This is a genomic window from Arthrobacter sp. 05N429 (assembly GCF_056397045.1).
This window is the reverse complement of record NZ_JBFTMQ010000001.1, coordinates 687,144-711,492: the sequence shown is the minus strand read 5'-3', so window position 1 is coordinate 711,492 and position 24,349 is coordinate 687,144. Positions and strand designations below refer to the sequence as shown.

21 protein-coding genes and 1 pseudogene are annotated in these 24,349 nt (G+C 67.2%); 11 read left to right on the top strand and 11 right to left on the bottom strand.

All coding sequences use genetic code 11. From position 1 onward, the window contains the following. Window positions 1–8: 8 nt before the first annotated feature. The gene (locus AC1DF4_RS03350) at window positions 9–665 is read right to left on the bottom strand and encodes an MBL fold metallo-hydrolase (RefSeq protein WP_476911519.1); all 657 of its coding nucleotides are present in this window, start codon (window positions 663–665) and stop codon (window positions 9–11) included. A 105-nt stretch (window positions 666–770) separates the two neighbouring features. On the opposite strand from AC1DF4_RS03350, the gene AC1DF4_RS03345 reads away from it, so the two are divergent. After that, window positions 771–1,229 (top strand): Fur family transcriptional regulator, encoded by a 459-nt coding sequence (locus AC1DF4_RS03345; RefSeq protein WP_441404709.1) that lies wholly within the window; start codon window positions 771–773, stop codon window positions 1,227–1,229. Here AC1DF4_RS03345 and AC1DF4_RS03340 read toward each other — a convergent pair. The 8 genes from AC1DF4_RS03340 to AC1DF4_RS03305 all read right to left on the bottom strand — a co-directional run bounded on the left by AC1DF4_RS03340 (window position 1,226) and on the right by AC1DF4_RS03305 (window position 10,694). Then, window positions 1,226–2,866 carry an MDR family MFS transporter gene (locus tag AC1DF4_RS03340; protein WP_476911518.1) on the bottom strand — a complete coding sequence of 547 codons (1,641 nt, stop codon included), beginning with the start codon at window positions 2,864–2,866 and terminating at the stop codon, window positions 1,226–1,228. The genes AC1DF4_RS03345 and AC1DF4_RS03340 overlap by 4 nt on opposite strands. Then, entirely contained in the window at window positions 2,863–3,492 is a 630-nt protein-coding gene (locus AC1DF4_RS03335) for a TetR/AcrR family transcriptional regulator (protein WP_476911517.1), read from the bottom strand. The genes AC1DF4_RS03340 and AC1DF4_RS03335 overlap by 4 nt, the downstream gene beginning before the upstream one ends. Window positions 3,493–3,575: 83 nt before the next feature. Further along, a complete protein-coding gene (locus AC1DF4_RS03330) occupies window positions 3,576–4,466 on the bottom strand; it encodes a metal ABC transporter permease (protein WP_476911516.1) in 891 nt (296 codons plus the stop codon). Next, on the bottom strand, window positions 4,467–5,282 hold the full coding sequence (locus AC1DF4_RS03325; protein WP_476911515.1) for a metal ABC transporter ATP-binding protein: 816 nt from the start codon (window positions 5,280–5,282) through the stop codon (window positions 4,467–4,469). A gap of 161 nt (window positions 5,283–5,443) precedes the next feature. After that, window positions 5,444–6,403 carry a metal ABC transporter solute-binding protein, Zn/Mn family gene (locus AC1DF4_RS03320; protein WP_476911514.1) on the bottom strand — a complete coding sequence of 320 codons (960 nt, stop codon included), beginning with the start codon at window positions 6,401–6,403 and terminating at the stop codon, window positions 5,444–5,446. A gap of 108 nt (window positions 6,404–6,511) precedes the next feature. Beyond that, entirely contained in the window at window positions 6,512–7,576 is a 1,065-nt protein-coding gene (locus AC1DF4_RS03315; RefSeq protein WP_476911513.1) for a hemolysin family protein, read from the bottom strand. Then, window positions 7,573–8,910, bottom strand: a complete 1,338-nt coding sequence (locus AC1DF4_RS03310; protein WP_476911512.1) for a hemolysin family protein — start codon at window positions 8,908–8,910, stop codon at window positions 7,573–7,575. The genes AC1DF4_RS03315 and AC1DF4_RS03310 overlap by 4 nt, the downstream gene beginning before the upstream one ends. A gap of 323 nt (window positions 8,911–9,233) precedes the next feature. After that, entirely contained in the window at window positions 9,234–10,694 is a 1,461-nt protein-coding gene (locus tag AC1DF4_RS03305) for a GuaB1 family IMP dehydrogenase-related protein (RefSeq protein WP_476911511.1), read from the bottom strand. Between the two features lie 329 nt (window positions 10,695–11,023). On the opposite strand from AC1DF4_RS03305, the pseudogene AC1DF4_RS03300 reads away from it, so the two are divergent. The 5 genes and pseudogenes from AC1DF4_RS03300 to AC1DF4_RS03280 all read left to right on the top strand — a co-directional run bounded on the left by AC1DF4_RS03300 (window position 11,024) and on the right by AC1DF4_RS03280 (window position 17,158). Next, window positions 11,024–14,664, top strand: a pseudogene (locus AC1DF4_RS03300) (multifunctional oxoglutarate decarboxylase/oxoglutarate dehydrogenase thiamine pyrophosphate-binding subunit/dihydrolipoyllysine-residue succinyltransferase subunit). A gap of 132 nt (window positions 14,665–14,796) precedes the next feature. After that, window positions 14,797–15,396 carry a GDSL-type esterase/lipase family protein gene (locus tag AC1DF4_RS03295; protein ID WP_476911510.1) on the top strand — a complete coding sequence of 200 codons (600 nt, stop codon included), beginning with the start codon at window positions 14,797–14,799 and terminating at the stop codon, window positions 15,394–15,396. Between the two features lie 140 nt (window positions 15,397–15,536). Beyond that, complete coding sequence (locus AC1DF4_RS03290; protein WP_476911630.1) at window positions 15,537–16,364, top strand: DUF4097 family beta strand repeat-containing protein; 828 nt, start codon at window positions 15,537–15,539, stop codon at window positions 16,362–16,364. Further along, complete coding sequence (locus AC1DF4_RS03285; protein WP_476911509.1) at window positions 16,364–16,984, top strand: PadR family transcriptional regulator; 621 nt, start codon at window positions 16,364–16,366, stop codon at window positions 16,982–16,984. The genes AC1DF4_RS03290 and AC1DF4_RS03285 overlap by 1 nt, the downstream gene beginning before the upstream one ends. A gap of 99 nt (window positions 16,985–17,083) precedes the next feature. Next, on the top strand, window positions 17,084–17,158 hold the full coding sequence (locus AC1DF4_RS03280) for a 50S ribosomal protein bL37 (protein WP_104061284.1): 75 nt from the start codon (window positions 17,084–17,086) through the stop codon (window positions 17,156–17,158). A gap of 103 nt (window positions 17,159–17,261) precedes the next feature. Here AC1DF4_RS03280 and rsrA read toward each other — a convergent pair whose 3' ends face one another. Next, window positions 17,262–17,522: a mycothiol system anti-sigma-R factor gene (gene rsrA, locus AC1DF4_RS03275; RefSeq protein ID WP_346927964.1), complete on the bottom strand. Its 261-nt coding sequence runs from the start codon at window positions 17,520–17,522 to the stop codon at window positions 17,262–17,264. Further along, window positions 17,519–18,316, bottom strand: coding sequence for a sigma-70 family RNA polymerase sigma factor (locus tag AC1DF4_RS03270; protein WP_476911508.1), 798 nt, complete (start codon window positions 18,314–18,316; stop codon window positions 17,519–17,521). The genes rsrA and AC1DF4_RS03270 overlap by 4 nt, the downstream gene beginning before the upstream one ends. Before the next feature lie 405 nt (window positions 18,317–18,721). Between AC1DF4_RS03270 and AC1DF4_RS03265 the strand changes: the two genes are divergently transcribed. The 5 genes from AC1DF4_RS03265 to AC1DF4_RS03245 all read left to right on the top strand — a co-directional run bounded on the left by AC1DF4_RS03265 (window position 18,722) and on the right by AC1DF4_RS03245 (window position 24,296). Further along, entirely contained in the window at window positions 18,722–19,270 is a 549-nt protein-coding gene (locus AC1DF4_RS03265; protein WP_476911507.1) for a DoxX family protein, read from the top strand. Window positions 19,271–19,277: 7 nt separating this feature from the next. Continuing rightward, on the top strand, window positions 19,278–20,681 hold the full coding sequence (gene aroA / locus AC1DF4_RS03260; protein WP_476911506.1) for a 3-phosphoshikimate 1-carboxyvinyltransferase: 1,404 nt from the start codon (window positions 19,278–19,280) through the stop codon (window positions 20,679–20,681). Next, a complete protein-coding gene (gene rsgA / locus AC1DF4_RS03255; RefSeq protein ID WP_441404606.1) occupies window positions 20,665–21,780 on the top strand; it encodes a ribosome small subunit-dependent GTPase A in 1,116 nt (371 codons plus the stop codon). The genes aroA and rsgA overlap by 17 nt, the downstream gene beginning before the upstream one ends. 55 nt (window positions 21,781–21,835) lie before the next feature. Beyond that, window positions 21,836–22,648 (top strand): histidinol-phosphatase, encoded by an 813-nt coding sequence (hisN, locus tag AC1DF4_RS03250; RefSeq protein WP_476911505.1) that lies wholly within the window; start codon window positions 21,836–21,838, stop codon window positions 22,646–22,648. A gap of 112 nt (window positions 22,649–22,760) precedes the next feature. Further along, window positions 22,761–24,296: a glutamyl-tRNA reductase gene (locus AC1DF4_RS03245; RefSeq protein ID WP_476911504.1), complete on the top strand. Its 1,536-nt coding sequence runs from the start codon at window positions 22,761–22,763 to the stop codon at window positions 24,294–24,296. Window positions 24,297–24,349: the final 53 nt, after the last annotated feature.

The following is a 24,349-nucleotide window of genomic DNA, read 5'->3' as shown; positions in this document are numbered from 1 at the left end:
GTGTAGCCCTAAACCTCGACGGTATCCCCGCTGGAGAGGTGCCGGTATTCGGTGCCGTACTTGGCGCCGAACCGCGTCACATGCCCTTCCACCAGTCCGCGCCCGCTGTCATTGAGCAGGGCGTCGTGGATCGGAAAGGCCCTCGGGGCCCGGACACCGATCACGAAGTCGACCACCTCCCCCACTTTGTTCCAGGGTGCGTGGATCGGCACCAGCAGTGTCCGCACATCCACGCCGTCGGGCACGATGAAGGAGTCGCCCGGGTGGTAGACGTTCGAGTCCACCAAATAGCCGATATTGGCCACCACCGGAATCTGGGGATGGATCACCGCGTGCTGCCCTCCAAAGGTCCGGATGGAGAACCCCGCCGTCTCGAAGTTCTCGCCGGTGGCGACCGTATGGATCCGCTGCCCGGCGTCGGGCGCCTTCTCCCGCAGTTGCGCCGCGACGCCGGCCGGAGCGAAGAGTTGCAGCGCACCGTCGGCCAACAGGGCGGCAGTGACGGCGTCGACGTCGATATGGTCCGGGTGTTCGTGCGTGATCAGCACGGCATCGGCGCCGGCGAGGGCCAGGTCCGTCTCCGAGAAGTTCCCCGGATCGAACACCAGCACCTTGCCGTCCTTCTCCAGCCGGACACAGGCATGCGTGAATTTGGTCAGCATCATCCGGCCAGCCTAGGGTTCCGGCAAAGCGGTGTCCACGGGCCCGGCTGGTAATCTGGGACCTTGCCACCACCCCGTATCGAGACCACCAGCGAAGCGAGTTCCACGATGTCCCAGGGCGCCACCGCCAACGGCAGCCGGGCAGCGGCGCCGGCTCCTGCCGCGGCCAAAGAGCAGCGGGTCACGAAGCAGCGGCTCGCGGTCAGCGCGGTCCTGGACGAGCTGACGGACTTCGTCAGCACCCAGGAACTGCACCGGATCCTGCAGGAGCGCGGCACGTCGGTGTCCCTCGCCACGTCCTACCGGATCCTGCAGTCCCTCGCTGACGAGGGCCAGGTCGACGTTCTCCGGAACGCCGACGGCGAGGCCGTGTACCGGCGCTGCGCCGTCACCGGCCATCACCACCACCTGCTGTGCCGCAGCTGCGGCAAGGCCGTCGAAGTCGAGGCGCCGGCCGTCGAGGCCTGGGCCGCGCGGACCGCCACCGAGCACGGCTTCACTGCGGTGGAACACACCGTCGAAATTTTTGGGCTGTGCCCGGAGTGCACGGCCCGGACTACCGCCTAGGCCCTGACCCCGCGGGCAGGAGCGAGAGCGTCGTCGGCGTCGAGAGCGTCGTCGGCGTCGTCGGCAGTGATCAGGATGTTGCCCTCCGAAATGGATTCGGACAGCACGTCGTGCTCGATGGCGGTGGCCAGCGGCTTCTGCTTGACGAAGCACATCAGCACGGCGGCGGCCAGCGCCAGCGGCACCATCCAGATGAAGATGGGAGTCAGCGCGTCGTTGTATGAAGAGATGATGGCCTCCTTGATCGGCGCCGGCAGGTGACTGACCACCGCGGGAGTCAGAGAGTTCGATCCTCCCGGTGTGCCTCCCCCGGTGGCCGCGGCCGGCAGCCGCTCGGCGAGCAACTCGGCCAGCCGGCTCGCGAAGAGGCTTCCCACCACTGCGGAGCCGAGGGTGGCGCCGATCTGCCGGAAGAAGTTGTTCGACGCCGTTGCAGTGCCGACCTCGCGCAGCGGGAAGGAGTTCTGCACAATCAGCACCATGATCTGCATGCTCAGGCCCAGCCCCAGGCCCATCACGGCCAGGTAGGCGCAGATTTCCCAGAGCGGCGCTCCGGGCTTCAGGGTGGAGAGCAGCACGAGGGCGATGGCGACCAGAACGCCGCCTGCAATGGGCATCCACTTGTAGCGGCCGGTGCGGCTGACCAGCTGGCCTGAGACGACCGAGGCAACCAGCAGGGCGCCCATCATCGGGATCATCAGCAGCCCGGATTCGGTGGCGTTGACGCTGAAGGCCATCTGCAGATAGGTGGGCAGGTAACCGATTGCGCCGAACATGGCCACACCGATCAGCAGCCCGGCAATGGTCGAGAGGTTGAAGTTGAGGTCCTTGAACAGGTGCAGCGGAATAATCGGCTCGGCCGTGCGCCGCTCCACCAGAACGAAGGCAATCGCGCTGAGGATGGTGCCGGCGATCAGGGCCAGAATGATCGGATCGTTCCACTCGTACTTGCCGCCACCCCAGGTCGCGAACAGCACAAGGCAGGTCGTGGCGATCGCGAGCAGCACCATGCCGCCGAGGTCCAGGCGCGGCTTGCCGCTGTGCTTGGGCAGCTTGAGGAAGAAGACGGCCCCTGCCAGCGCCAGCAGGCCCAGGGGGATGTTGATCCAGAACACCCAGCGCCAGCCGGGTCCTTCGGTGAACCAGCCGCCCAGCAGCGGCCCGGCGACGGAAGCGATGGCAAAGACGCCGCCCATCATTCCCATGTACTTTCCGCGTTCGCGCGGCGGGACGACGTCGGCGATGACGGCCTGCGACAGGATCATCAGGCCGCCGCCGCCGAGGCCCTGGACGACGCGGGCGGTGATGAGGACCCCCATGTCATTGGCGAGGCCGCCGATGACGGACCCGATCATGAACAGGACGATGGCGGCGATCAGCAGGGCTTTGCGTCCCATGAGGTCGCCGAGTTTGCCGTAGATCGGCATGGTGATGGTGGAGGCGAGGATGAAGGCGGTGATGACCCAGAGCATGTCGCTGACGCCGTGGAGTTCACCCACGATGGTGGGCAGCGCGGTGCTGAGCACCGTCTGGTTCAGCGCCGCGAGCAGCATCGAGAGCATCAGGCCGACGAACAGCAGCACCATGTGCTGTTTTTCCCCGGCAGGTCCCGTGGCGGGGACAGCGTGCGTGGTCATGAGAGTTTCCTTAGGAGTTCGTGGAGCAGTGCCAACGACGGCTGGAGGGTTTCCGCGGAGAGACCCTCGACGGGGTCGAAATCGGCGGAGGTGAGTTTGAAGCGGATGGGGACGCCGGCAATCATGACCAGCATGCGCGCGGACTCCTCGGGGCCGAAGCCTTCGGCGCCGGCCGCCCAGCCGGGATCCTCGGCCAGCAGGCCGGCGAGCCCCTGGCAGACAAGCGTCTCGGCTTTAACCATGTAGTCCATGTGGCGGCGGCCCAGGTGCGGATCCCGGGCGATCAGCTGGCGGCGGCGTGCGCGGTCGGCGCCACCGAGCGCGGTCGAGGCAACGGTCATCAGGAGGCCCGCAACCTGCCCCACCAGATCGTCCGCGGTGACGGAGATCCTGGTGAGCAGCGACGCTTCCAGGACAGGCTCGCGCAGGCCCAGGATGGCGTCTTCCTTGGCCTGGAAATAGTTGAAGAACGTCCGCGGGGAGACGCCGGCACTGGCGGCGACGGCCTCGACCGTGGTCTGATCGACGCCGTTCTGCAGCGCAAGCGACGCGGCCGCCTCATGGAGGGCCAGCCAGGTTTCAGCCTTCTTGCGCTCACGCAGGGGCATCGAAACAGCATCAGTCATGGGTTAAATAATTGCACGACTGCAATGAATGCACAAATGCATACTTGCAGTGATGCACACTTGCAACTTGAGGTCGCCCCGGCTCAGGCGGCCGGCGCCGCCGCCCTGCGGACAACCCGGCCGTTGATTCCGCGCTTGGCCCGGGCGCCGCCGATAATACGGCAGACGACATAGATGAGAAACGACAGCGTAGTCACGTAGGGGCTGATGGGGATCCGGCCGCCGAGGGCCAGCAGGATGCCGCCCACCGTCGCCGTCACGGCGAACACGACACTCAGGACCACCACCAGCCGCGGCGACGAGGTCACCCGCATGGCGGCAGCCGCGGGAGTGATAAGCAGCGCCAGCACCAGGAGGGCGCCGACGATCTGGATGGAGAGCGCCACGCTGACGCCAAGCAGCAGCATGAAACCGAGGGCCAGCGCCCGCACTGGCACACCGCGGGCAGCGGCGACGTCGGGGTCGACACTGGCAAACGTCAGCGGCCGCCAGATGGCGACCAGGGCCAGCATCACGACGACGGCGGCCCCCGCCAGCACCTGCAGCTGGACCGTTCCGACCGAGACGATCTGCCCGGTGAGCAGGCCAAACTTGTTGGCCGCACGGCCTTCATAGAGCGAAAGGAAGAGGATGCCCAGGCCGAGGCCGAACGGCATGAGCACGCCGATGGTCGAATTCTTGTCCCTGGCGCGGACCCCCATCAGGCCCAGCAGCAGGGCGGCGGCCACGGATCCCGCCAGGGAACCCAGCACGACGTCGACGCCGATCAAGAGGGCGAACGCCGCGCCGGCAAAGGAGAGCTCGGAGATTCCGTGCACGGCGAAGGCCAGGTCCCGCTTCATCACGAAGGTTCCCACGAGGCCGCCCAGCAGGCCCAGGACCGCCCCGGCCCAGATCGAGTTCTGGACGAGAATGAGCAGTTCGCCGTAGTTTTCGAAGTTGAAGACTGAGTTGAGCAGGCTGTGCAGGTCCATCTAGCCCACCTCCCCCGCCACGGCGTGCGCGTCTTCGTGATGGTGGGTCGTGGCGTCGGGGACACCGACCACCACCATCCGGCCGTTCGCGCTGATCACTTCGACATGGCTGCCATAGAGATCGGACAGAACCTCGGTGGTCATGACCTCTTCCGGCGTCCCCACCCGGAACCGTCCGCCGGCCAGGTACAGCACGCGGTCGACGTAGTCCACGATCGGGTTGATCTCGTGCGTCACAAACACCACCGCGCTGTCCTGCTCGTGGCACTGCTCATTGATCAGGGCGCTGACAGCCTGCTGATGCTGAAGGTCGAGGGACAGCAGGGGCTCGTCGCACAGCAGGACCTTCGGATCGGCGGCCAGGGCCTGCGCCACCCGCAGCCGTTGCTGCTCGCCGCCGGAGAGCTGGCCCACCGGCACTTTCGCGTAGTCCTGCGCGCCCACGAGCTCGAGCAACCGGTCGATCTTCCGGTTGGCCTGGGCGGCACCGAGGCGGATCCCCCACCGGTGGCCATCGACGCCAAGGCCCACAAGGTCGCGGGCCCGCAGCGGCGTGTCGGGGTCGAAGGACTTCTGCTGCGGGACGTAGCCGATCCGCCGGCTCCCGCGCTCCACGGGGTGGCCGTCCAGCACCGCGGTCCCGGAAGTGAGTTCCTGCAGCCCGAGCAGCACTTTGAGGAATGTCGTTTTACCGCTGCCGTTGGGGCCGAGGACGGCGAAGAATTCACCCGGGTTGATGTCCAGATCCAGGTTCTCCCAGAGAGTCCGTTCACCGAACGCGAGGGAGGCACCGCGGAGACTCACTACAGGGGTCAACTTCGCTTTCCTCGATTTCTGCGCAAGCTTGGATGGTTGCACTGTATGCACGCGCGGTCTACTCACGCCGTTCCGATAATCTTAGGCCCGCCCGGCCCCGGGCCGGGGTCATTCGGGCCGGGGCTGTTACTGCCGCCGGGGTTGTTGCCCGGGTGGGGTCCTCAGGACAGCGTGCGGACGATGCCGTCCACGTTGTCCGTCATCCACGGAAGGTACCCCTTGCCGTCCGGGAGGGTCTCGCTGAAGTCGAGCACCGGGATCCCGGCCGACACGGCGGCGTCCTTCAGGGCGAGGGTCTGCGGCCCCTCGGTCTGGAGGTTGTAGGCCAGCAGCTTGATGCCGCCGGAGCCCACCAGGTCGACGGCGGTCTTCAGCACGGCGGGCGGGACATCGGCGTCGGATTCAATGGCGGACAAGTAGTCGGCGGGAGTCTTGTTTTCCAGCCCGGCAGCCTCCAGCAGGTACAGCGGCACCGGTTCGGTGACGGCGGCCACCCCCGGGCCGGCGGAGGCCTTGACCGCGGCGAGCTTGGATTCCAGCGCGCCGAGCGAGCCCTTGAATGCCGCGGCGTTGCTGCGGAACGTCTCCGCGGAGGACGGCTCCAGTTCACCGAGCTTGGCAGCGACGGCATCCGCCAGCCGGGCCATGGCCGGCAGGCTGTACCAGACGTGCTCGTTGAAGCCCGCATGGTCATGGCCGTGCCCGTCGGCGTCGTGCGAGGCGCCGGCTTCCTCTTCCGGGACCAGCCCGGAGAGCTCCACCGCGTTCAGGACGCGGCCGTGGTCCAGCCCCGTGTCGTCGGCGAGCTTGTGGATGAAGCCGTCATAGCCGCCGCCGTTTTCCACGAGCAGCTCGGCTTTGGACACCGCCAGCTTGTCCTGGGTGGTCGCCTCGTAGGAGTGCGGGTCCTGGCTGGTGCGCGTGATGATGGACTCGACGCGCACTTTGTCACCGCCGATGGTGCTGACGATGTCGCCGTAAACACTGGTGGAGGCAACGACGTCGACAATTCCGTCGTCGGCGTTTCCCTGCGGGTTCCCCGGGGTCTGGCCGCAGGCCGTCAGGAGCACGCTCAGGCCGGCAAAGGCCGCAACGATGGCACGGGCAGCAGGACGACGCACGGGAAACCTCGGATCTGTTATTGAGAATCAGGAGCAATAGCAACAGATTTGAGTGTAGCCCTAAATAGGAATGATTCCTATTTAGGGCTACCTCCGAGCCTGTCTCAGCTACTGGTCCTGGCCGAGCCTCCGGTAGCCGGTGGCCTGCGTGGCATCCCTGATCTCGCCGACGAGCTCCTCGATGACGTCCTCGAGGAACAGCACGCCCTGGGTTTTTCCGTCCGCGCCGATCACACGGGCCAGGTGCGATCCGGTCCGCTGCATCACTGACATGGCCTTCTCGATCTCGTCGTCCATGGACAGGTTCGCCAGGGACCGGATGTGGCTTTCGGCGATCGGCTGGTGATAGGCCGCGTCCGGGATGGACAGCACATCCTTGATGTGGAGGTAGCCGGAGAGCATCCCGTCATCGTCCAGCATCGGAAAGCGCGAGAACCCGGTCCGGCTCACGGCCTTTTCAAACTCCACCGGCGTGGTGGCCGACTTCAGCATCACCAGCTTGTCCAGCGGGACCATCACGCGCGACGCGGTATGTTCCGAGAACTCCAGCGCACCCGTGATCAGCCCGGCGTCGTCATCCACGAGCCCGTGGCGGGTCGATTCCTGCACGATCGACTGGACTTCCTCAAGCGTGAAGGAGGACGTGACCTCATCCTTGGGCTCGATCCGCATCAGTTTCAGGATGTGGTTCGCGGACCAGTTGAGCGCCACGATGACCGGCTTCACCACGCGGGCGACGAACATCAGCGGCGGCGCCAGGAGCAGGGCCGCCTTGTCCGCCACGGACACCGAAATGTTCTTCGGCACCATCTCGCCAATCGTGACGTGCAGGAATGTGACCAGCAGCAGGGCGACGGCGAACGCGGCGATGTCCGCGATCTCCACCGGAACGCCGACCGCTTCCAGCGGCACCACCATCAGGTGGTGGATTGCCGGTTCCGCGACCTGCAGGATCAGCAGCGAACAGACGGTGATGCCCAGCTGCGCGCAGGCCAGCATCAGCGAGACGTTTTCCATCGCCCGCAGGGTGGTTTGCGCGCGTTTGGATCCCGCCTCGGCCAGGGGTTCGATCTGGCTCCGGCGCGCGGACATGACCGCGAACTCGGCACCAACGAAGAAGGCGTTGCCGAGCAGCAGCACAACAAGCCAGAGGATTCCTGCCCAGTCGCTCATGCGGCACCTACCTGCCCGGCCGGGTGGTTCCCGCTCTGGATCCGCACGGGCTTGAAGCAGATCCGGTCGATCCGCCGCCCGTCCATGCGCGTCACGCTCAGGGTCCCGCCGCCGACGTCGACGGTGTCACCGACCGCGGCAATCCGGCCCAGCTGGCTCATGACGTAGCCTCCCACTGTTTCGTAGGCAGACTCGTCGGGCACGGTCAGGCCCGGAATCTGTTCGGAGAGTTCATCCGGGCGGAGCAGGCCCGGGAAGTACCAGTCCCCCGAGGCGCTCTGGAGGAGCCCCGGCCGGACCTTGTCGTGCTCATCGGCGACTTCTCCGACGATTTCCTCCACCAGGTCCTCGAGGGTGGCGATGCCGGCGGTGCCGCCGTACTCGTCCAGGACCACGGCCAGCTGCAGGTTGCCTTCGCGCAGTTCCGCGAGCAGGGCATCCAGGTGGATGGTTTCCGGAACGCGGAGCACATCGGTCATGATCGCGCCGGCTTCCAGCTTGGCGCGCCGGTCGGAGGGCACGGCGATGGCCTTCTTGATATGCACCACGCCGCGGATGTCGTCGGAGGATTCCCCGATGACCGGGAACCGTGAATAGCCGGTGCGGCGTGCGGCGTCCACAATGTCGGACACCGGCTGGTCGCCGTCGATGGTCTCGACCCGGATGCGGGGCGTCATAACGTCCGCTGCCGTCCGTCCCGAAAACTTGAGCGTCCGGGCAACGAAGTTGGCGGTCCCGGCGTCGAGGGTCCCCATCGCCGCCGAGCGGCGCACGAGGGAGGCCAGCTCCGCCGGAGTCCGGGCACCGGAAATCTCTTCCTTGGCCTCGAGACCGAAGATATTGAGCACCTTGTTGGAGAAGCCATTAAGCAGCACGATGGCGGGTTTGAAGATGGCGGTGAAGATCAGCTGCGGGCGGGCCAGGGCCTTGCCGACCTGGAAGGACAGCGCGATCGCCATGTTCTTCGGCACCAGCTCGCCGATCACCATGGAGAGGAGCGTCGCGAAGGCCATCGCCAGGATCAGGGACACCGAGGAAATCGCGGCTTCCGGCAGCCCGAAGGCGCGCAGCGGCCCTTCAAGCAGTGCGCCGACCGACGGCTCCATAACGTACCCGGTCAGCAGGGTGGTGATGGTGATGCCCAGCTGGCAGCTGGAGAGCTGCGTGGACAGGGATTTGAGGCATTTGAGCAGGGGTGCGGCGGCAGTGTCGCCGTCATCCACTGCGCGCTGGACCGTCGCCTGGTCAAGGGCGACGAGTGAGAATTCAACGGCTACGAAGAAGCCGGTTCCGAGGATGAGCAGCAGGCCGGCAACGAGAAGGAGCCACTCCATTTAGCGGCCCGCTTCCGGAGCCGCAACACCGCGGGGGCGCCCGTGTAGTCTGCCCGGCGGAGGATGGTCAGCCGCGGCCGACCCTGATTCGTGGAAGGCTCCGGTGTGGCGTGCCGCCGGAGAGTGATGGGCGCGTGAACGGGGTTTGCCGGCTCTTCGGGAAGACTGCGCGGGAACGGATTCCGTTCCCCGCTGACAGCCCCCAGGCCGGCACCTAGATTTACTGTCCATAAGAATTTCAGTCTACAGGAGCACCCCGGCACGGCCGCCGTCATGACACCGTTAGGAGGCGCCCGACGTCGGCCGGTTCCGTCAGCGGCGCCTCACCAGCTCTGCGGGACCGGACGGCCTTCCTCGTAGCCGGCCGCGGACTGGATTCCCGCCACGGCGCGTTCCCGGAATGCTGCAAGGTCCGCTGCACCGGCGTAGCTCATGGAGCTGCGGAGCCCGGCGGTGATCATGTCCAGCAGATCCTCGACGCCGGGCCTCACCGGATCGATGAACATCCTGGAAGTGGAGATGCCTTCCTCGAACAAGGCCTTGCGGTCCTTTTCGAAGGCGCCCTCGCGCTGGTTGCGGTTCTGCACGGCCCGGGCGGACGCCATGCCGAAGCTTTCCTTGTACTGCCGCCCGCCGGCGTCCTGCTGCAGGTCCCCCGGGCTCTCGTGCGTGCCGGCGAACCAGGATCCGATCATGACCTGGCTTGCCCCGGCCGCCAGGGCAAGCGCGACGTCGCGCGGGTAGCGGACACCGCCGTCGGCCCAGACCCGTCCGCCGGCCGCCCGGGCGGCGGCCGAGCATTCCAGCACCGCGGAGAACTGCGGCCGGCCCACGGCCGTCATCATGCGGGTGGTGCACATGGCGCCGGGGCCAACTCCGACCTTAACGATGTCCGCCCCGGCCTGGATGAGTTCGCGCGTCGCCTCGGCCGTGACCACGTTGCCTGCCACCACGGGGACGCCCGGGTTGAGGCCCTTGACCGCGGCCAGGGCGTCGAACATTTTCTGCTGGTGGCCGTGAGCGGTGTCCAGGACCAGTACGTTGACACCGGCGGCGAGGAGTTCCGCGGCCCGCCCGGCGACATCGCCGTTGATCCCGACGGCGGCAGCCACCTTCAGCCTGCCGGCGGTGTCCAGCGAGGGCCGGTACAGCGTGGAGCGCAGTGCGCCCTTCCGCGTGAGGACCCCGGCCAGGACACCATCCCGCTGCACGGGCGCAAAGTCGGTCCCGGCAGCGTCCATCGCGTCGAAGGCGCGGCGCAGGCCGGAGCCGGCGTCGCCGTCGGGCGTGTCGTCCAGCATGGCGGCGTCAAGTACCAGCGGCTGGCGCATCACCGAGGCGAGCGAGGCGAAACGGTCCTGGCCCTCGCAGTCGGCAGCCCGGACGATGCCGCTCACCGCACCCGAGTCATCCACCACCACGACCGCCCCGTGCGGACGCTTGCCCATCAGGTGGAGGGCATCGATGACAGTGTCGGCGGGCGACAGCGTGACCGGGGTTTCCAGGACGGCGTGGCGGGTCTTGAGCCAGGAGGCAACATCGCGGATCACGTCCAGCGGCACGTCCTGCGGCAGCACGGCCAGTCCACCGCGCCGGGCCATGGTCTCGGCCATACGCTTGCCGGTCACCGCCGTCATGTTGGCCGCCACCAGCGGAATAGCGGACCCTGTCCCGTCATCCGCGGCCAGGTCCACGTCCAGGCGGGAGGTGACGTCGGAACGGGACGGTACCAGGAAGAGGTCCGAGTAGGTCAGGTCGGTGGTGGGCTCTGTCAGGAAACGCACGGCTGCTCCTTAAAGTAAGCAAAAATTGGCATTCCGGTGCTCAACGGGTTCTCTGAGCGATTCTAGCGAGGCTTCCCGAACCCTGCGGGCGCGTCCGCTCCGCTGCCCGGCCGGCCGCGCCGGCAGCCCCGATGGACGGCCGGAAGACGCGCCGCGGCGGCGCTTTGAGCAGACTTGATGATTTGAGTCACCCTTATTGGCGGTTTGGCAAGAATCGTCACTAGACTGGCAGGGGTCTGGGTTCACTGGACGCGGAGACTGGTTCAATCGTTGTGCTGCGGCACCGTGAAACCAGTGGGAATCAAACTCATGGAAGAGGCGTAATTCAAGTGCCAGAGCAGCCTAGCCACCGTCTACCAGAGGAATTTGGCGGAAACGAGTGGCTCGTTGACGAACTGTACGAGCGTTATCAGCAGGACAAGAACACGGTGGATGCCAAGTGGTGGCCCTTGTTCGAATCCTTTGGCGCCGGAGACAGTGCCTCCACCAACGGGACCTCAGGCGCAGCGGCAGTTGCGCACCCCGCCACTCGCGAACTTCCCGTGGTAGCTCCTGCGGCTCCGGCAGCGCAGCCGGCCGCACCTGCAGCACCCGCCCCTGCCGCTCCTCCCGCCGCTCCCGCCGCGAAGAAGGCCCCGGCCACCATTGCCCGCGACGGTTCCAAGACCTCGGAGGCCGGCCCCGGCACTGCGCCCATCCCGGCCCAGCTGCCCAAGAACATCAAGGCCCCGACGGCTCCCGAGGAAGACGTCGTCTCCGTCCTCCGCGGACCGGCCAAGGCGATCGCGTCGAACATGGTCACCAGCCTGGAGGTTCCGACCGCCACCAGCGTGCGGGCGATCCCGGCGAAGCTGCTGATCGACAACCGCGTGGTGATCAACTCCAATCTTGCCCGTGCCCGTGGCGGCAAGGTCTCCTTCACGCACCTGATCGGTTACGCCGTCATCCGCGCCCTGGCCCAGTTCCCCTCGATGAACGTCTACTACGACGAGGTGGACGGCAAGCCGGTCGCCGTCCAGCCGGCCCACGTCAACTTCGGCATCGCCATCGACATGCCCAAGCCCGACGGCACCCGCCTGCTGATGGTCCCGAACATCAAGAAGGCGGAGACCCTCAACTTCTCCGAGTTCTGGCACACCTACGAGGACCTGATCAAGCGTGCCCGCGCAGGCAAGCTGACGGCCGACGACCACTCCGGCACCACGGTCTCGCTGACCAACCCGGGCGGCATCGGAACCGTGCACTCCGTGCCGCGTCTGTCCAAGGGACAGGCCGCCATCATCGGCGTCGGCGCACTGGATTACCCCGCGGAATTCCAGGGCGCCAGCGCGAAGATCATCGCGCACAACGCCATCAGCAAGGTCCTTACCCTGACCTCCACCTATGACCACCGCGTCATCCAGGGCGCCGGCAGCGGCGAGTTCCTGAAGCTGGTCCACCAGCTCCTGCTGGGCGCCCAGAACTTCTACGACGAGATCTTCGAATCCCTGCGGATCCCCTACGAGCCCGTGCGCTGGAGCCCCGACCTGCAGGTGGACCCGGCCGACGAGATCAACAAGGTCGCCCGGATCCAGCAGCTCATCCACGCCTACCGCGTCCGCGGCCATCTCATGGCGGACACCGATCCGCTCGAGTACGTCCAGCGCAAGCACCCGGACCTCGACGTCCTGACCTACGGCCTGACGCTGTGGGACCTGGACCGCGAATGGCCCACCGGCGGTTTCGGCGGCAAGCCCATGCTGGCATTCCGCGACATCCTGGGCGTGCTCCGCGATGCCTACTGCCGCACCACCGGCATCGAATACATGCACATCCAGGACCCGGAAGAGCGCAAGTGGTTCCAGGACCAGCTGGAGCACCCGTACTCCAAGCCGAGGCCGACGACGAACTCGACGAAGTGGCGATCGGCATGGCCCACCGCGGCCGGCTCAACGTGCTCACCAACATTGCCGGAAAGACCTACGCCCAGGTCTTCCGCGAATTTGAAGGCACCCAGGACCCGCGCTCCGTGCAGGGCTCCGGCGACGTGAAGTACCACCTCGGCACCGAGGGCACGTTCACCTCGGACAACGGCAAGGAGACCAAGGTCTACTTGGCCGCCAACCCGTCGCACCTCGAAGCCGTGGACTCCGTCCTCGAAGGTATCGTCCGCGCCAAGCAGGACCGCCTCGACCAGGGCGAAGCCTTCCCCGTGCTGCCGATCATGGTGCACGGCGACGCCGCATTCGCCGGCCAGGGCGTTGTCGCTGAAACGCTCAACCTCTCCCAGCTGCGCGGCTACCGCACCGGCGGCACCATCCACATCGTGGTCAACAACCAGGTCGGCTTCACCACCGCCCCGTCCTCGTCGCGGTCGTCCACCTACTCCACGGACGTCGCCAAGATGATCCAGGCGCCGGTGTTCCACGTGAACGGCGACGACCCCGAAGCCGTGGTCCGCATCGGCCAGCTCGCCTACGAGTTCCGCCAGCGGTTCCACAAGGATGTTGTCATCGACATGGTCTGCTACCGCCGCCGCGGCCACAACGAGGGCGACGACCCCTCGATGACCCAGCCCCTGATGTACAACCTGATCGAGGCCAAGCGCTCGGTCCGCAAGCTGTACACGGAATCCCTGATCGGCCGCGGTGACATCACCGAGGAAGAAGCCGAGCAGCTGCTGCGCGACTACCAGGAACGGCTGGAGCGTGTCTTCGCGGAAACGCATGCCGCGCAGACGTCGCCGATTCCGATCATCACGGCGGATTCCGCCGCGGTATCCGATCTGGAGCGCCCGATGGCACAGCAGTCCGACTCCGGCATCAGCGCCCCGGCGTCGACGGCGATCTCCGCCGAGACGCTGGCGCGCATCGGCAAGGCACACGTCGACATCCCCGAGGGTTTCACGGTCCACGCGAAGCTCAAGCAGCTCCTCGAGAAGCGCGAAGTCATGTCCCGCGAAGGCGGCATCGACTGGGGCTTCGGCGAACTGGCTGCGTTCGGTTCGCTCATCATGGAAGGCGTTCCCGTCCGGCTCGCCGGCCAGGACTCGCGCCGCGGCACGTTCGTGCAACGCCACGCCGTCTTCCACGACCGCGCCAACGGCGACGAGTGGCTGCCCTTGGCTCACCTCTCCGATGACCAGGCCAAGCTGTGGATCTACGACTCCCTGCTCTCGGAATACGCGGCCATGGGCTTCGAATACGGCTACTCGGTGGAACGCCCGGATGCCCTGGTGCTCTGGGAGGCGCAGTTCGGTGACTTCGTCAACGGCGCGCAGACCATCATCGACGAGTTCATCTCCTCGGCCGAGCAGAAGTGGGGCCAGCGCTCGTCGCTCGTGCTGATGCTGCCGCACGGTTACGAGGGCCAGGGGCCGGATCACTCCTCCGCACGGATCGAGCGCTTCCTGCAGATGTGCGCCGAAGAGAACATGATCGTGGCCAACCCCACGACCTCGGCGTCGCACTTCCACCTGTTGCGCCGCCAGGCCTACAGCCGGCCGCGGAAGCCGCTCATCATCTTCACGCCGAAGCAGCTGCTCCGCCTCAAGGCCGCAGCGTCTTCCGTGGAGGACTTCACCACCGGCACCTTCCGGCCGGTCATCCCCGAGCACGAGCAGCTGCAGGGCGACGCCGTCGAACGTGTCCTGCTGGTCTCCGGTCGCCTGTACTACGATCTGCTGTCCACCCGGCAGAAGACCGGCGACAAGACCACGGCGATCATCCGGGTCGAGCAGCTTTACCCGCTGCCGGCCGCCGAGATCGCCACGGAGCTTGCCAAGTACCCGAACGCCGAGGTTGTCTGGGCCCAGGACGAGCCCGCCAACCAGGGTCCGTGGCCGTTCATCGGCCTGAACCTTCCGGACGCGCTGGACCGCCGGGTCCGCCTCGTTTCCCGCCCTGCCTCGGCTTCCACCGCGGCTGGATCGATGAAGCGCCACTCGGCCGAGCAGGACACACTGCTCAAGCAGGCATTCGCACGTAAGTAAGGTCAACGCTGCCCGGCCGGAGATTGAATCACGCAACTCCGGCCGGGCAGAGTTGTTTAAACCGTCGCCGTCCCCGGGCACCGTTGTCGTCCGGGGGCGGTTCAATGGACGCTCTGGAGTAAAGAGGTAGTCGTGGAAGATCGAAAGCTGCGGATCGCAGCCGTGGGCGATGAACTGCTGGCCGGCCTGGGTGACCCCCGGGCGCTGGGCTGGCTGGGGCGGGTCCTGGCGCGCACGCCGCAGGACGGACTGTCGCTGGAATGCTATTCCCTCCCCTGTCCGCAGGAGGGAACTGAGGGTCTGGCCGCCCGCTGGCTTGAGGAAGCCGGCCGCCGCTTCAACAGCCACCACGAGAACCGCCTGGTGATCGGCCTTTCCGGCCGCGATGTCGAGTTTGGCCTCTCCACTGCACGCAGCCGGCTCAACCTCGCCAATATCCTCGACTCCGCCTCGCAGAGCAAGATCGAAGTTTTTGTCGTGGGCCCGCCGCCGTCACTGGACCCGGCCCAGAACCGCCGGCTCGGCGAGCTCAATACCGCCTTCGCCGATGTCACCACGCGGCGCAAACACCTCTATGTCGACACCTTCTCCCCCCTGCTCAACCATGAACAGTGGCGGCAGGACCTCGCCGCCAATGGGGGCACGCCCGGCCAGGCCGGCTACGGGCTGATGGCGTGGCTTGTGCTGCACCGGGGCTGGTTCCAATGGCTGGGGATGGACGCCCCCGAATAGGCCCCCGCCCGGCACCGGGAAATTCGCGATATATCTTGACCGTGCAGTTGCGGCGATATATCGTGACTTCATAGTCGCGATATATCGTAAACCACCGCATGAAGTATCGCCCGCCCGGAGGAACCATGTCAGAGAACAGCATGACGGAGAACAACTGGACCGTCACCGGTCCGCAGACCATCGACGTCGACGGCGTCCGCTCGCTCAAGCTCGGCATTGTCCGGGGCCGGTTCGACATCGTCACCCATGAGGAGGCCGTCGCCAGGATCGAGGTCTCCGAGGTCTCCGGCGATCCGCTGGCGATCAGCATCGTGGACGGGCGCCTCGAGGTCCGGCACCAGCTGCACGGCCCGCAGGGCTGGTTCAAGAATTTGATGGACACCGTCAGCAACAACAGCAACAACTCAGTGGTCATCAGCATCGCCCTGCCCGCCGGCGTCGAGGTCGAGGCCGGCACCGTCAGCGGCGACGGCATGGTCTCCGGAATCAGCGGGCACACCCGGCTCAACACGGTTTCCGGTTCCGTCCTGGCCGACGGCACCTCCGGAAACCTGGCCGTCAACACCGTCAGCGGCGAAGTGATCGCCCGCAACCACCACGGCGTCCTGACGGCAAAGAGCGTCTCCGGCGAGGTCACAGCCTCCGGCGATTTCAGCCACATCCGCGCCAACACGGTCAGCGGTGACCTGAGCTTCGACCTGCACGGCTTCACCCAGGACTTTGGCGCCAACTCGGTGTCGGGTGACGTTACCATCCGCGTTCCGCACGACGTCGGGGTGGACATCATTGCCAAGTCCGCCAGCGGCGCCGTCGTCATTGGCGACACAAAATACGCCCAGCCCGGCGGCGGCGTTCAGACCATCGCCGGGCCCGATTCCCAGCTCATGCTGGTCCGCACCAACTCTGTCTCGGGCAAGACGTCGATCTTCCACCGCCCGCCGGCTCCGGACACCGAAACGGGGCTCTGATGCCTCCGGTCTTTGCCCATGGCGCCCTCCGGCTCTACCTGCTCGCCCTGCTGGAGACCGGCCCCAAGCACGGCTACGAACTCATCAAGGCGCTCAGCGAACGCTTCGGCGGCACCTACTCCCCCAGTGCCGGGACCATCTATCCGCGGCTCGGCAAGCTGGAAGAGGAAGGGCTCGTGGCCACCCACACCGAAGGCCGCCGGACCTGTTACAGCATCACCCCGGCCGGACTCCTGGAGCTGAACAGCCGGCGGGACGAACTTGCCGGCGTGGAAAACGACATCTCCGCGTCGGTCCGGAGGCTCGCGGACAACCTGCGCCAGGACATCAAGGTCAACATGCGCGGGCTGCGGGCGGACCTGGCGGCAACCGCCGAGGCCGCACGCTCCTCAGCCCGTGCGGCCGGTTCAACGGTCGCCTCGCTGGCGGGCCAGCGCTACTCACAGGAGAGCGATGGCCGGCTGCGCGAAGCGGAGATGCTGGTGCAGGCATTCCGCGACGACATCCGGGTGGAATTGCGCCGCCACGGCGGCCGGCACCCGATCACGCCGGTGACGCTGGAGACGGTCAGGACGGTGCTGGACCAGGCCCGGATCTCCATCCGGAATTCCCTGGACTGATCGTTTCACCCCTGTGCGCCCGCCGGTTCGCGGCGGGTCCCCTGATGTGGGAGACTTGAGGGCAGCTCTTTTGAGTACCAAAAATTAAGGAGGCCAGCTATGAGCAAGCGTGCACGTAAACGTCGTGACCGTAAGCGTGGCGGCGCGAACCACGGCAAGCGCCCCAACGCCTAAGCAACGCTTAGGAACCACAGCTTTGGACAGATGACCCCGGAAACCTCACGGTTTCCGGGGTCATCTGTTTATTGGTATTCGGGCGGCGCCGGGTCTGCCTGGGTCAGGCCTCGACGGGGTTGCTGGAGTGGATCCGGTCCAGGATGGAGTTCTTCAGGTTCTCCGGGGCGGCTTCGGTGCAGGAACGCTTCACCATCACGCGGATGACACATTCGAGGTCGTACTGCTCAAAGCATTCGGGGCAGCCGTCCAGGTGGTCCTTGATCTCCGCGATGTCATCGTGGGTGAGGGCACCATCCAGATACTCGTAGATACGTTGCATCCGGGCGTCATCGCAATCGCCCAGTCCCTGGCAGTCGCTCATTTCCTGTTCTCCTGTTTGTTGCTTCCGGCCGCCGCGGTGGCATCTGCGGCCCTGAATCCCCGCTCGGCGGCGTAGTCGGCGAGCATATCCCGCAGCATCTTCCGGCCCCGGTGCAGCCGGGACATCACGGTCCCGATCGGCGTGTTCATAATGTCTGAAATTTCCTTGTACGCGAATCCCTCGACGTCGGCGAAGTACACGGCCAGCCGGAATTCCTCCGGGATGGCCTGCAGGGCCCGTTTTACGTCGGAATCCGGCAGGTGGTCCAGCGCCTCGGCCTCGGCCGAGCGCAGTCCCGAGGACGTGTGCGACTCCGCCCGGGCCAGCTGCCAGTCCTCAATGGTGTCCGAGTTGGACTGCAGCGGCTCGCGCTGCCGCTTGCGGTAAAGATTGATGTAGGTGTTTGTCAGGATGCGGTATAGCCAGGCCTTCAGGTTGGTGCCCGGCTTGTACTGGTGGAAGGCCGAAAAAGCCTTCGTGTAGGCCTCCTGGACAAGGTCCTCGGCATCCGCGGGATTCCGGGCCATCCGCATGGCCGCGGAATACAGCTGGTCCACATACTGCATGGCGTCGCGTTCGAACCGCACGCGGCGGTCTTCAGCCGTTTCCGTCGCAACGTCCAAGGCCTGGCCGTCCACGATCATCTCCTGGGCGGCCGCATCCTGCGCGGCGTTGGGCTCCAAGGCAGGGCTGGGAAGTGCGCCGGCAGGGCCGGCAACAGGTGACTCGGCGGGCGTCGCGCCGTTTCCGGCTGCCTCGTGCATGGCCGCAACGGCCGGATCCATGGTGCTCATTGCCTTCAAGTCTACTGTTACCTTCCGGCGGGTGTCCGGAATCGCCGGCACCGCTCCATCCTGCAGGGCCATCGTCCACAACGCCGCAGGATCCGCCGCAGGCTGCGCAGTGTCCCTGAAAAGCGCGGTGCCCCGTGCGAGCTTGTCCTTCACCAGAACCAAATCTCCGCCTCCCTGGCGCCACGCCGGAGTCCTCCAGCCGCGGCACCGTGTTCCAGCCCGGCATGCGGGCTGACCTGACTCGTTATCGTGCTCTTGTTGTCTTGCCCCTTGACCAGCCGCAAACCAGCGGCCGGGACCTGTCATTCACAACCCCGCCGGGCAGGCAAATATTCCGCAAAAGTGCAAGACTAGAACCGGTTCTCCCGCAGTGCTTCCGCGGTTCGTCCATCCAGGAGGAAATTCATGTCCTTTGTCCGCTTTCTCGCCCGGCCCATGCTCGCCTCCAGTTTCGTCCTTGCAGGCATGGACAAGCTAAAGAATGCGGACGACACCGCGACGCAGCTCTCACCGCTGTTGCGCCGCGCCGCCGAGTCCCTTCCGTTCCAGACCAACGAGAAGGTCCTGGCTCGCGTCATCGGCGGCACACAGGTTGGAGCCGGGGTCCTCCTCGCGCTCGGCAAGTCAGCACGCCTGGCAGCCACCGTCCTGGCCGTCATCTCCGCGCTCAACGGCTACGTTGAATGGCGCAGTGCGGACATCACGTCCAAGGAAGGCCGCGGCGCCCGCCGCAAGCAGCTGCTGAAGAACGTCTCGCTGACCGGCGGCGTGCTGCTGGCCTCCGTCGACACCAATGGCAGGCCCAGCCTGGCCTGGCGCGCCGAACACCTCGCCGCGGACGCCAAGAAGAACGCCGGCCACCTCGCCGCCGATGTCAGGAAGACCACCGGCAAACAGCTTAAGAAGGCCGACAAGGCCGTGCGCAAAGCCGTAGACCACACCCACGGAGCCTAAAACAGCAATGACAGGCACCACCCCCACCGCAGCCGCCCATCCCCTTCCGGCCGGGACCGCTCCGCTCTGGCGGGCGCCCTTTGCCGAACGGCCCGTTGACGCGACGGTCACCGTGCCGGGATCGAAGTCCCTGACCAACCGGTACCTCGTGCTGGCGGCCCTCGCCGACGGGCCCTCGCGGTTGCGCGCTCCGCTGCACTCCCGGGATTCGGCCCTGATGATCGAGGCCCTGCGGCAACTCGGCGCCATCATCACGGAGGTTTCGGGCGACGGCGACTTCGGCCCCGATCTGGCCGTCACGCCCATCAGCACGGAACCCTCCGGGGCTCCGGCTGCGATCGACTGCGGCCTGGCCGGGACGGTCATGCGCTTCGTGCCGCCTGTCGCGGCCCTGCGCCGGGGGGCGTCACTGTTCGACGGCGACCCGCACGCGCGCAAGCGCCCGATGGGCACCATTATCGAGGCCCTGACCGGACTCGGCGTAGCGGTCAGCGCGCCCGACGGCGGATCGGCGTCGTCATTGCCGTTCACGGTCCAGGGCACGGGGGAAGTCCGCGGCGGCCACCTCGTCATCGATGCCAGCGCCTCGTCGCAATTTGTCTCCGCCCTGCTGCTGGCCGGCGCCCGCTTCACCGAAGGTCTACATCTGGAGCACCGCAGTGCCGAACACCCGGGCAAGCCCGTGCCGAGCCTGGACCACATCAACATGACGGTGGCCGTGCTGCGCGGCGTCGGCGTGGGGGTTGATGATTCCGTTCCGAACCACTGGGTTGTCTCCCCCGGTCCGATCCGCGCCTTTGACCAGCGGATCGAACAGGACCTCTCCAACGCCGGCCCCTTCCTGGCGGCGGCCCTGGCCACCCGCGGGACCGTGCGGATCCCCAACTGGCCCGCAGAGACCACGCAGGTCGGCGACCTTTGGCGCGGCATCCTCACGGCCATGGGTGCCATCGTCACACTCACGGACGACACCCTGACGGTCACCGGCGGCCCCGAGATCAAGGGTGCCGACTTCGACGAGACCAGCGAACTCGCGCCCACCGTGGCAGCACTGTGCGCCCTCGCCACCGGCCCCTCGCGGCTGACCGGCATCGCCCATCTCCGCGGGCACGAAACGGACCGGCTCGCCGCCCTCGTGGCCGAGATCAACCGCCTGGGCGGGGAGGCCGAGGAGACCGGCGACGGCCTCGTCATCCGCCCGGCGCCGCTGCACGGCGGCGTCGTCCACAGCTATGCCGACCACCGCATGGCCACGGCGGGCGCCATCCTGGGCCTGGCCGTGCCCGGCGTCGAGGTCGAGGACATCGCGACCACGGCCAAGACCATGCCGGACTTCCCGCAGCTCTGGGAAGCCATGCTGGCGCAGCGAACCACTGCAGAGAAGGATTCCGCCGGTGGCACGCAGCACTGATTCCTGGGACGAATCCGACGTCCGGATCCGCCCCAACAAAAAGGGTTCCCGGCCCCGCACCAAGGACCGGCCCGCCTATGACGACGCCGTCACCGGCCGGATCATCACCGTGGACCGCGGCCGCTACACCGCCGTCGTCGCCGAAGGCACACCCGAAGAGCGCAAGATCATCGCCGCCCGAGCCCGGGAGCTGCGCCGCAACCCGGTCGTTGCCGGCGACTTCGTCTCTCTTGTCGGGGACGTCAGCGGCGAACCGGACACACTGGCCAGGCTGGTCAAGATCCAGGACCGCAAGACCCTGCTGCGGCGCAGCGCCGACGACACGGACCCGATCGAGCGCGCCGTCGTCGCCAATGCCGACACGCTGGTGATCGTCGTGGCGGCCGCCAACCCGGAGCCGCGGACCGGCTTCATCGACCGCGCCCTCGTCGCCGCGTACGACGCCGGCATCGAGCCGCTGCTGCTGGTCACCAAGGCCGACGTCAAGGATCCCGCGGAACTCCTCTCCAATTACCAGCACCTTGCCTTCCCGGTGATCATCTCCAAGACGGCGGATTCCGCAGCCTCCGGCATCGACGCCCGCTCCGACGACGGGCTGTCCGCCCGCCTGGACAAGGACGCCGTCTCACAGCTGCGCGGCCACCTCGACGGGAAGGTCACCGTCATGCTGGGCCACTCCGGAGTCGGCAAATCCACCATGGTCAACGCCCTGACCGGCGCGGAGCGCGCCACCGGCGGGGTCAACGCCGTCACCGGACGCGGCCGCCACACGTCCTCCTCCGCCCTGGCCCTCAAGGTCAACGATGCCCCGGCGGGCAGCTGGATTATCGACACCCCGGGCATCCGCTCCTTCGGCCTGGCCCACGTGGACCCGGACCGGATCCTGCGGTCCTTCCCGGACCTGGAGCCCGGCACCGACGACTGCGAGCGGGGCTGCAAGCACGATTCCAGCGCCGTCAACTGCGGAGTGGACGCCTGGGTGGCCGCCGGCCACGCGGGAGAATCCGGCCCTGCCCGGCTCGCCTCGCTCCGCCGCCTGCTGGGGACAGACCCGCGGATGGAAGCACAGGACGTCAAGGAACTGGGCACCGTCTCGTAGCCGGCTGCGGTGCCGCCTACCGCTCCCCCGCCCGCTTTGGCGGTAGTTTGGAACCATGAGTCAACCCGCTTCGAGCTACAACGATGACCTGCGCCTTGCCCATGTACTGGCAGATTCCGTAGATTCCCAGACCATGAGCCGCTTCAAGGCGCTCGACCTTCGGATCGAGACGAAGCCGGACCTGACGCCGGTCACCGACGCCGACAAGTCAGCCGAGGAAGCCATCCGCGGCCAGCTGTCCCGTTCCCGCCCGCGCGATGCCGTGCTCGGCGAGGAATTCGGCAGCTCCGGCCACGGCTCGCGCCGCTGGATCATCGACCCGATTGACGGGACCAAGAACTTCGTCCGCGGCGTCCCCGTCTGGGCCACACTGATCGCCCTCGTCGACGAAGGCGAGCCGGTGGTCGGCGTCGTGAGCGCCCCCGCACTGGGCAAGCGCTGGTGGGCCGCCAAGGGCGCCGGAGCCTACATGGGCCGGTCGCTGGCCGCCGCCACCCGACTGAAGGTGTCCAACATCTCCGAGCTTTCGGACGCCTCCCTGTCCTACTCCAGCCTGGGCGGCTGGAAGCAGCGCGGCAACCTCGATGAGTTCCTTGGCCTCACCGAGGAAGTCTGGCGTACCCGCGCCTACGGGGACTTCTGGTCCTACTGCCTCGTGGCCGAAGGCGCCGTCGACATCGCCTGCGAGCCCGAGCTGAACCTCTACGACATGGCCGCCCTGGTACCAATCGTCACCGAGGCAGGCGGGCGCTTCACCTCCCTGGAAGGCGAAGACGGCCCCTTCGGCGGCAACGCCCTCGCCACCAACTCCATCCTCCACTCCGAGGTCCTCAAGCGCCTCAACCCCGGCCTGGACGACCTGCTCTAGCAACCGGCGGACCCGCCCCCAAGGATTCCGCAACCTCCCTGTACGACGCTGTCCAAGACGGCCGGCCTCAGCCAGCCTCAAGGTAGGGCATCTTTTTGGGAGGAGAGCAGCCTTGTCTGACACAGCTCAAGCCCGGACTGGCGGCACCGCCGGGATCGGCCCGGTACTGCTGGTGCTCATGGCGAAGTACCGGGACCTGGAGCCGGAATCCGCCGCCGCACTGCACGCCGCCGCCACCGGGCTCGCCCCGCAGCTTCTCGCCAATATTGTCCCCGACGGGCCGCCCGTCACCGCTTCCGTGGTCCTGTCCACCTGCAACCGATTCGAAATCTACTGCGAAGTCCCGTCCGGATCGGGCCTGGCAGCCGCCCGCACGGACGTCCTCGGGTCGGTCCATGTCTGGTCCGGCCTGCCCATGAGCCGCCTTACGGGCCTCTTCGAGGAACTCCGGGGAACTGCGGCTGTCGAACACCTTTTCGCCGTTGCCGCGGGGCTGGATTCAGTCGTCGTGGGTGAGCGCGAAGTCGCCGGCCAAGTCCGGCGCGCACTCTCCGACGCGCAGGCCGCCGGAACCACCAGCGGACGGCTGGGCAGGCTGTTCCAGGCCGCGTCCCGCACTGCGAAGGACGTGGGGGCACAGACCGCACTCAGCAGCGCGAGCAGATCCATCGCTTCCGTTGCCCTGGACCTTGCCGCCGCCGGAGGCCCGCGGGACGGCACCAAACAGGCCGGGATCGCCGGGGCGTCGGCTGTCCTCTTCGGGACCGGCGCCTACGCCGGGTGCGTCGCGGAGCTGCTCCGGAACCGGAAATGTTCCGACATTTCGGTCTTCTCCCACTCCGGCCGCGCGGAGACCTTCGTAGCGGCCAGGGGCGGCGCCGCCCTCTCCGCCGGTCAGCTGCCGGCAGCCGTTGCCGGGGCAGACCTCGTCATTGGCTGCAGCGGCTCGGGGGCCCGCCTCGACGCTGCCGCCCTCACCCGGTGGCGTGAGGGCGCGGCCCGTCCGCTCACCATCATCGACCTCGCTCCCAGCCATGATTTCGACCCCCGCGTGGGCGGGCTGCCGGGAGTCGAGCTCATCACGCTGGAATCGGTGCACCGTGCTGCTCCCCCGGCGGACGCCGCGGCGCTGCGGCGCGCCCGCGCCCTGGTCCGGCGGGCGGCACGCCACTTCGAGGAAGAGGAAGCCGGGCGCGCCGTAGATACCGCCGTCGTCGCGCTGCGCGAGCACCTCCACCAGGTCCTCCACAGCGAAATGGAACGCGTCAGCAAACAGCATGGCCGGTCTGCCTCGGCTGACGACGTGAACCTCGCCCTCCGGCATCTGATCCGGCGCCTGCTCCATACCCCGACGGTCCGCGGCCGGGAGCTCGCCGCGCTCGGGCGCCAGGACGACTACGCCGCGGCGCTCGATGCCCTGTTCGGCCTCAGCATCCCCACCGGCAGCCAGGGGGCCGCCCTGAGCCGGGACGCGGCCGGGCTAGTCCGGGTACCCGCCGAAGAACCTGACGAAGCGGTCGCAGCGACGGCCAATCCGGTCTGCGGCGGCACCGCCCTGCCGGGCGCCGGATGCCCGGGAACCTGTTCAACCTTCCAGCTCCTGACGAGGCCCCGGACAGGCATCGCCGCAACCTGCGCAGCGTGCTAGCGCCCGCGTAACAAACAGCTTCACATTCAGCCCGCACCTTTTCGCGCGGGCGG

Excerpts from the sequence above, each read along its gene's own strand:
- AC1DF4_RS03270 (WP_476911508.1), bottom strand. The coding sequence starts at position 18,316 with ATGAGCACCATGGATCCGGCCGTTGCGGCCATGCACGAGGCAGCCGGA.
- AC1DF4_RS03285 (WP_476911509.1), top strand. The coding sequence starts at position 16,364 with ATGCCTCCGGTCTTTGCCCATGGCGCCCTCCGGCTCTACCTGCTCGCC.
- AC1DF4_RS03330 (WP_476911516.1), bottom strand. The coding sequence starts at position 4,466 with ATGGACCTGCACAGCCTGCTCAACTCAGTCTTCAACTTCGAAAACTAC.
- aroA (WP_476911506.1), top strand. The coding sequence starts at position 19,278 with ATGACAGGCACCACCCCCACCGCAGCCGCCCATCCCCTTCCGGCCGGG.
- AC1DF4_RS03315 (WP_476911513.1), bottom strand. The coding sequence starts at position 7,576 with ATGAGCGACTGGGCAGGAATCCTCTGGCTTGTTGTGCTGCTGCTCGGC.
- AC1DF4_RS03340 (WP_476911518.1), bottom strand. The coding sequence starts at position 2,866 with ATGACCACGCACGCTGTCCCCGCCACGGGACCTGCCGGGGAAAAACAG.
- AC1DF4_RS03265 (WP_476911507.1), top strand. The coding sequence starts at position 18,722 with ATGTCCTTTGTCCGCTTTCTCGCCCGGCCCATGCTCGCCTCCAGTTTC.
- AC1DF4_RS03345 (WP_441404709.1), top strand. The coding sequence starts at position 771 with ATGTCCCAGGGCGCCACCGCCAACGGCAGCCGGGCAGCGGCGCCGGCT.
- AC1DF4_RS03290 (WP_476911630.1), top strand. The coding sequence starts at position 15,537 with ATGACGGAGAACAACTGGACCGTCACCGGTCCGCAGACCATCGACGTC.
- AC1DF4_RS03350 (WP_476911519.1), bottom strand. The coding sequence starts at position 665 with ATGATGCTGACCAAATTCACGCATGCCTGTGTCCGGCTGGAGAAGGAC.
- hisN (WP_476911505.1), top strand. The coding sequence starts at position 21,836 with ATGAGTCAACCCGCTTCGAGCTACAACGATGACCTGCGCCTTGCCCAT.
- AC1DF4_RS03310 (WP_476911512.1), bottom strand. The coding sequence starts at position 8,910 with ATGGAGTGGCTCCTTCTCGTTGCCGGCCTGCTGCTCATCCTCGGAACC.
- AC1DF4_RS03335 (WP_476911517.1), bottom strand. The coding sequence starts at position 3,492 with ATGACTGATGCTGTTTCGATGCCCCTGCGTGAGCGCAAGAAGGCTGAA.
- rsrA (WP_346927964.1), bottom strand. The coding sequence starts at position 17,522 with ATGAGCGACTGCCAGGGACTGGGCGATTGCGATGACGCCCGGATGCAA.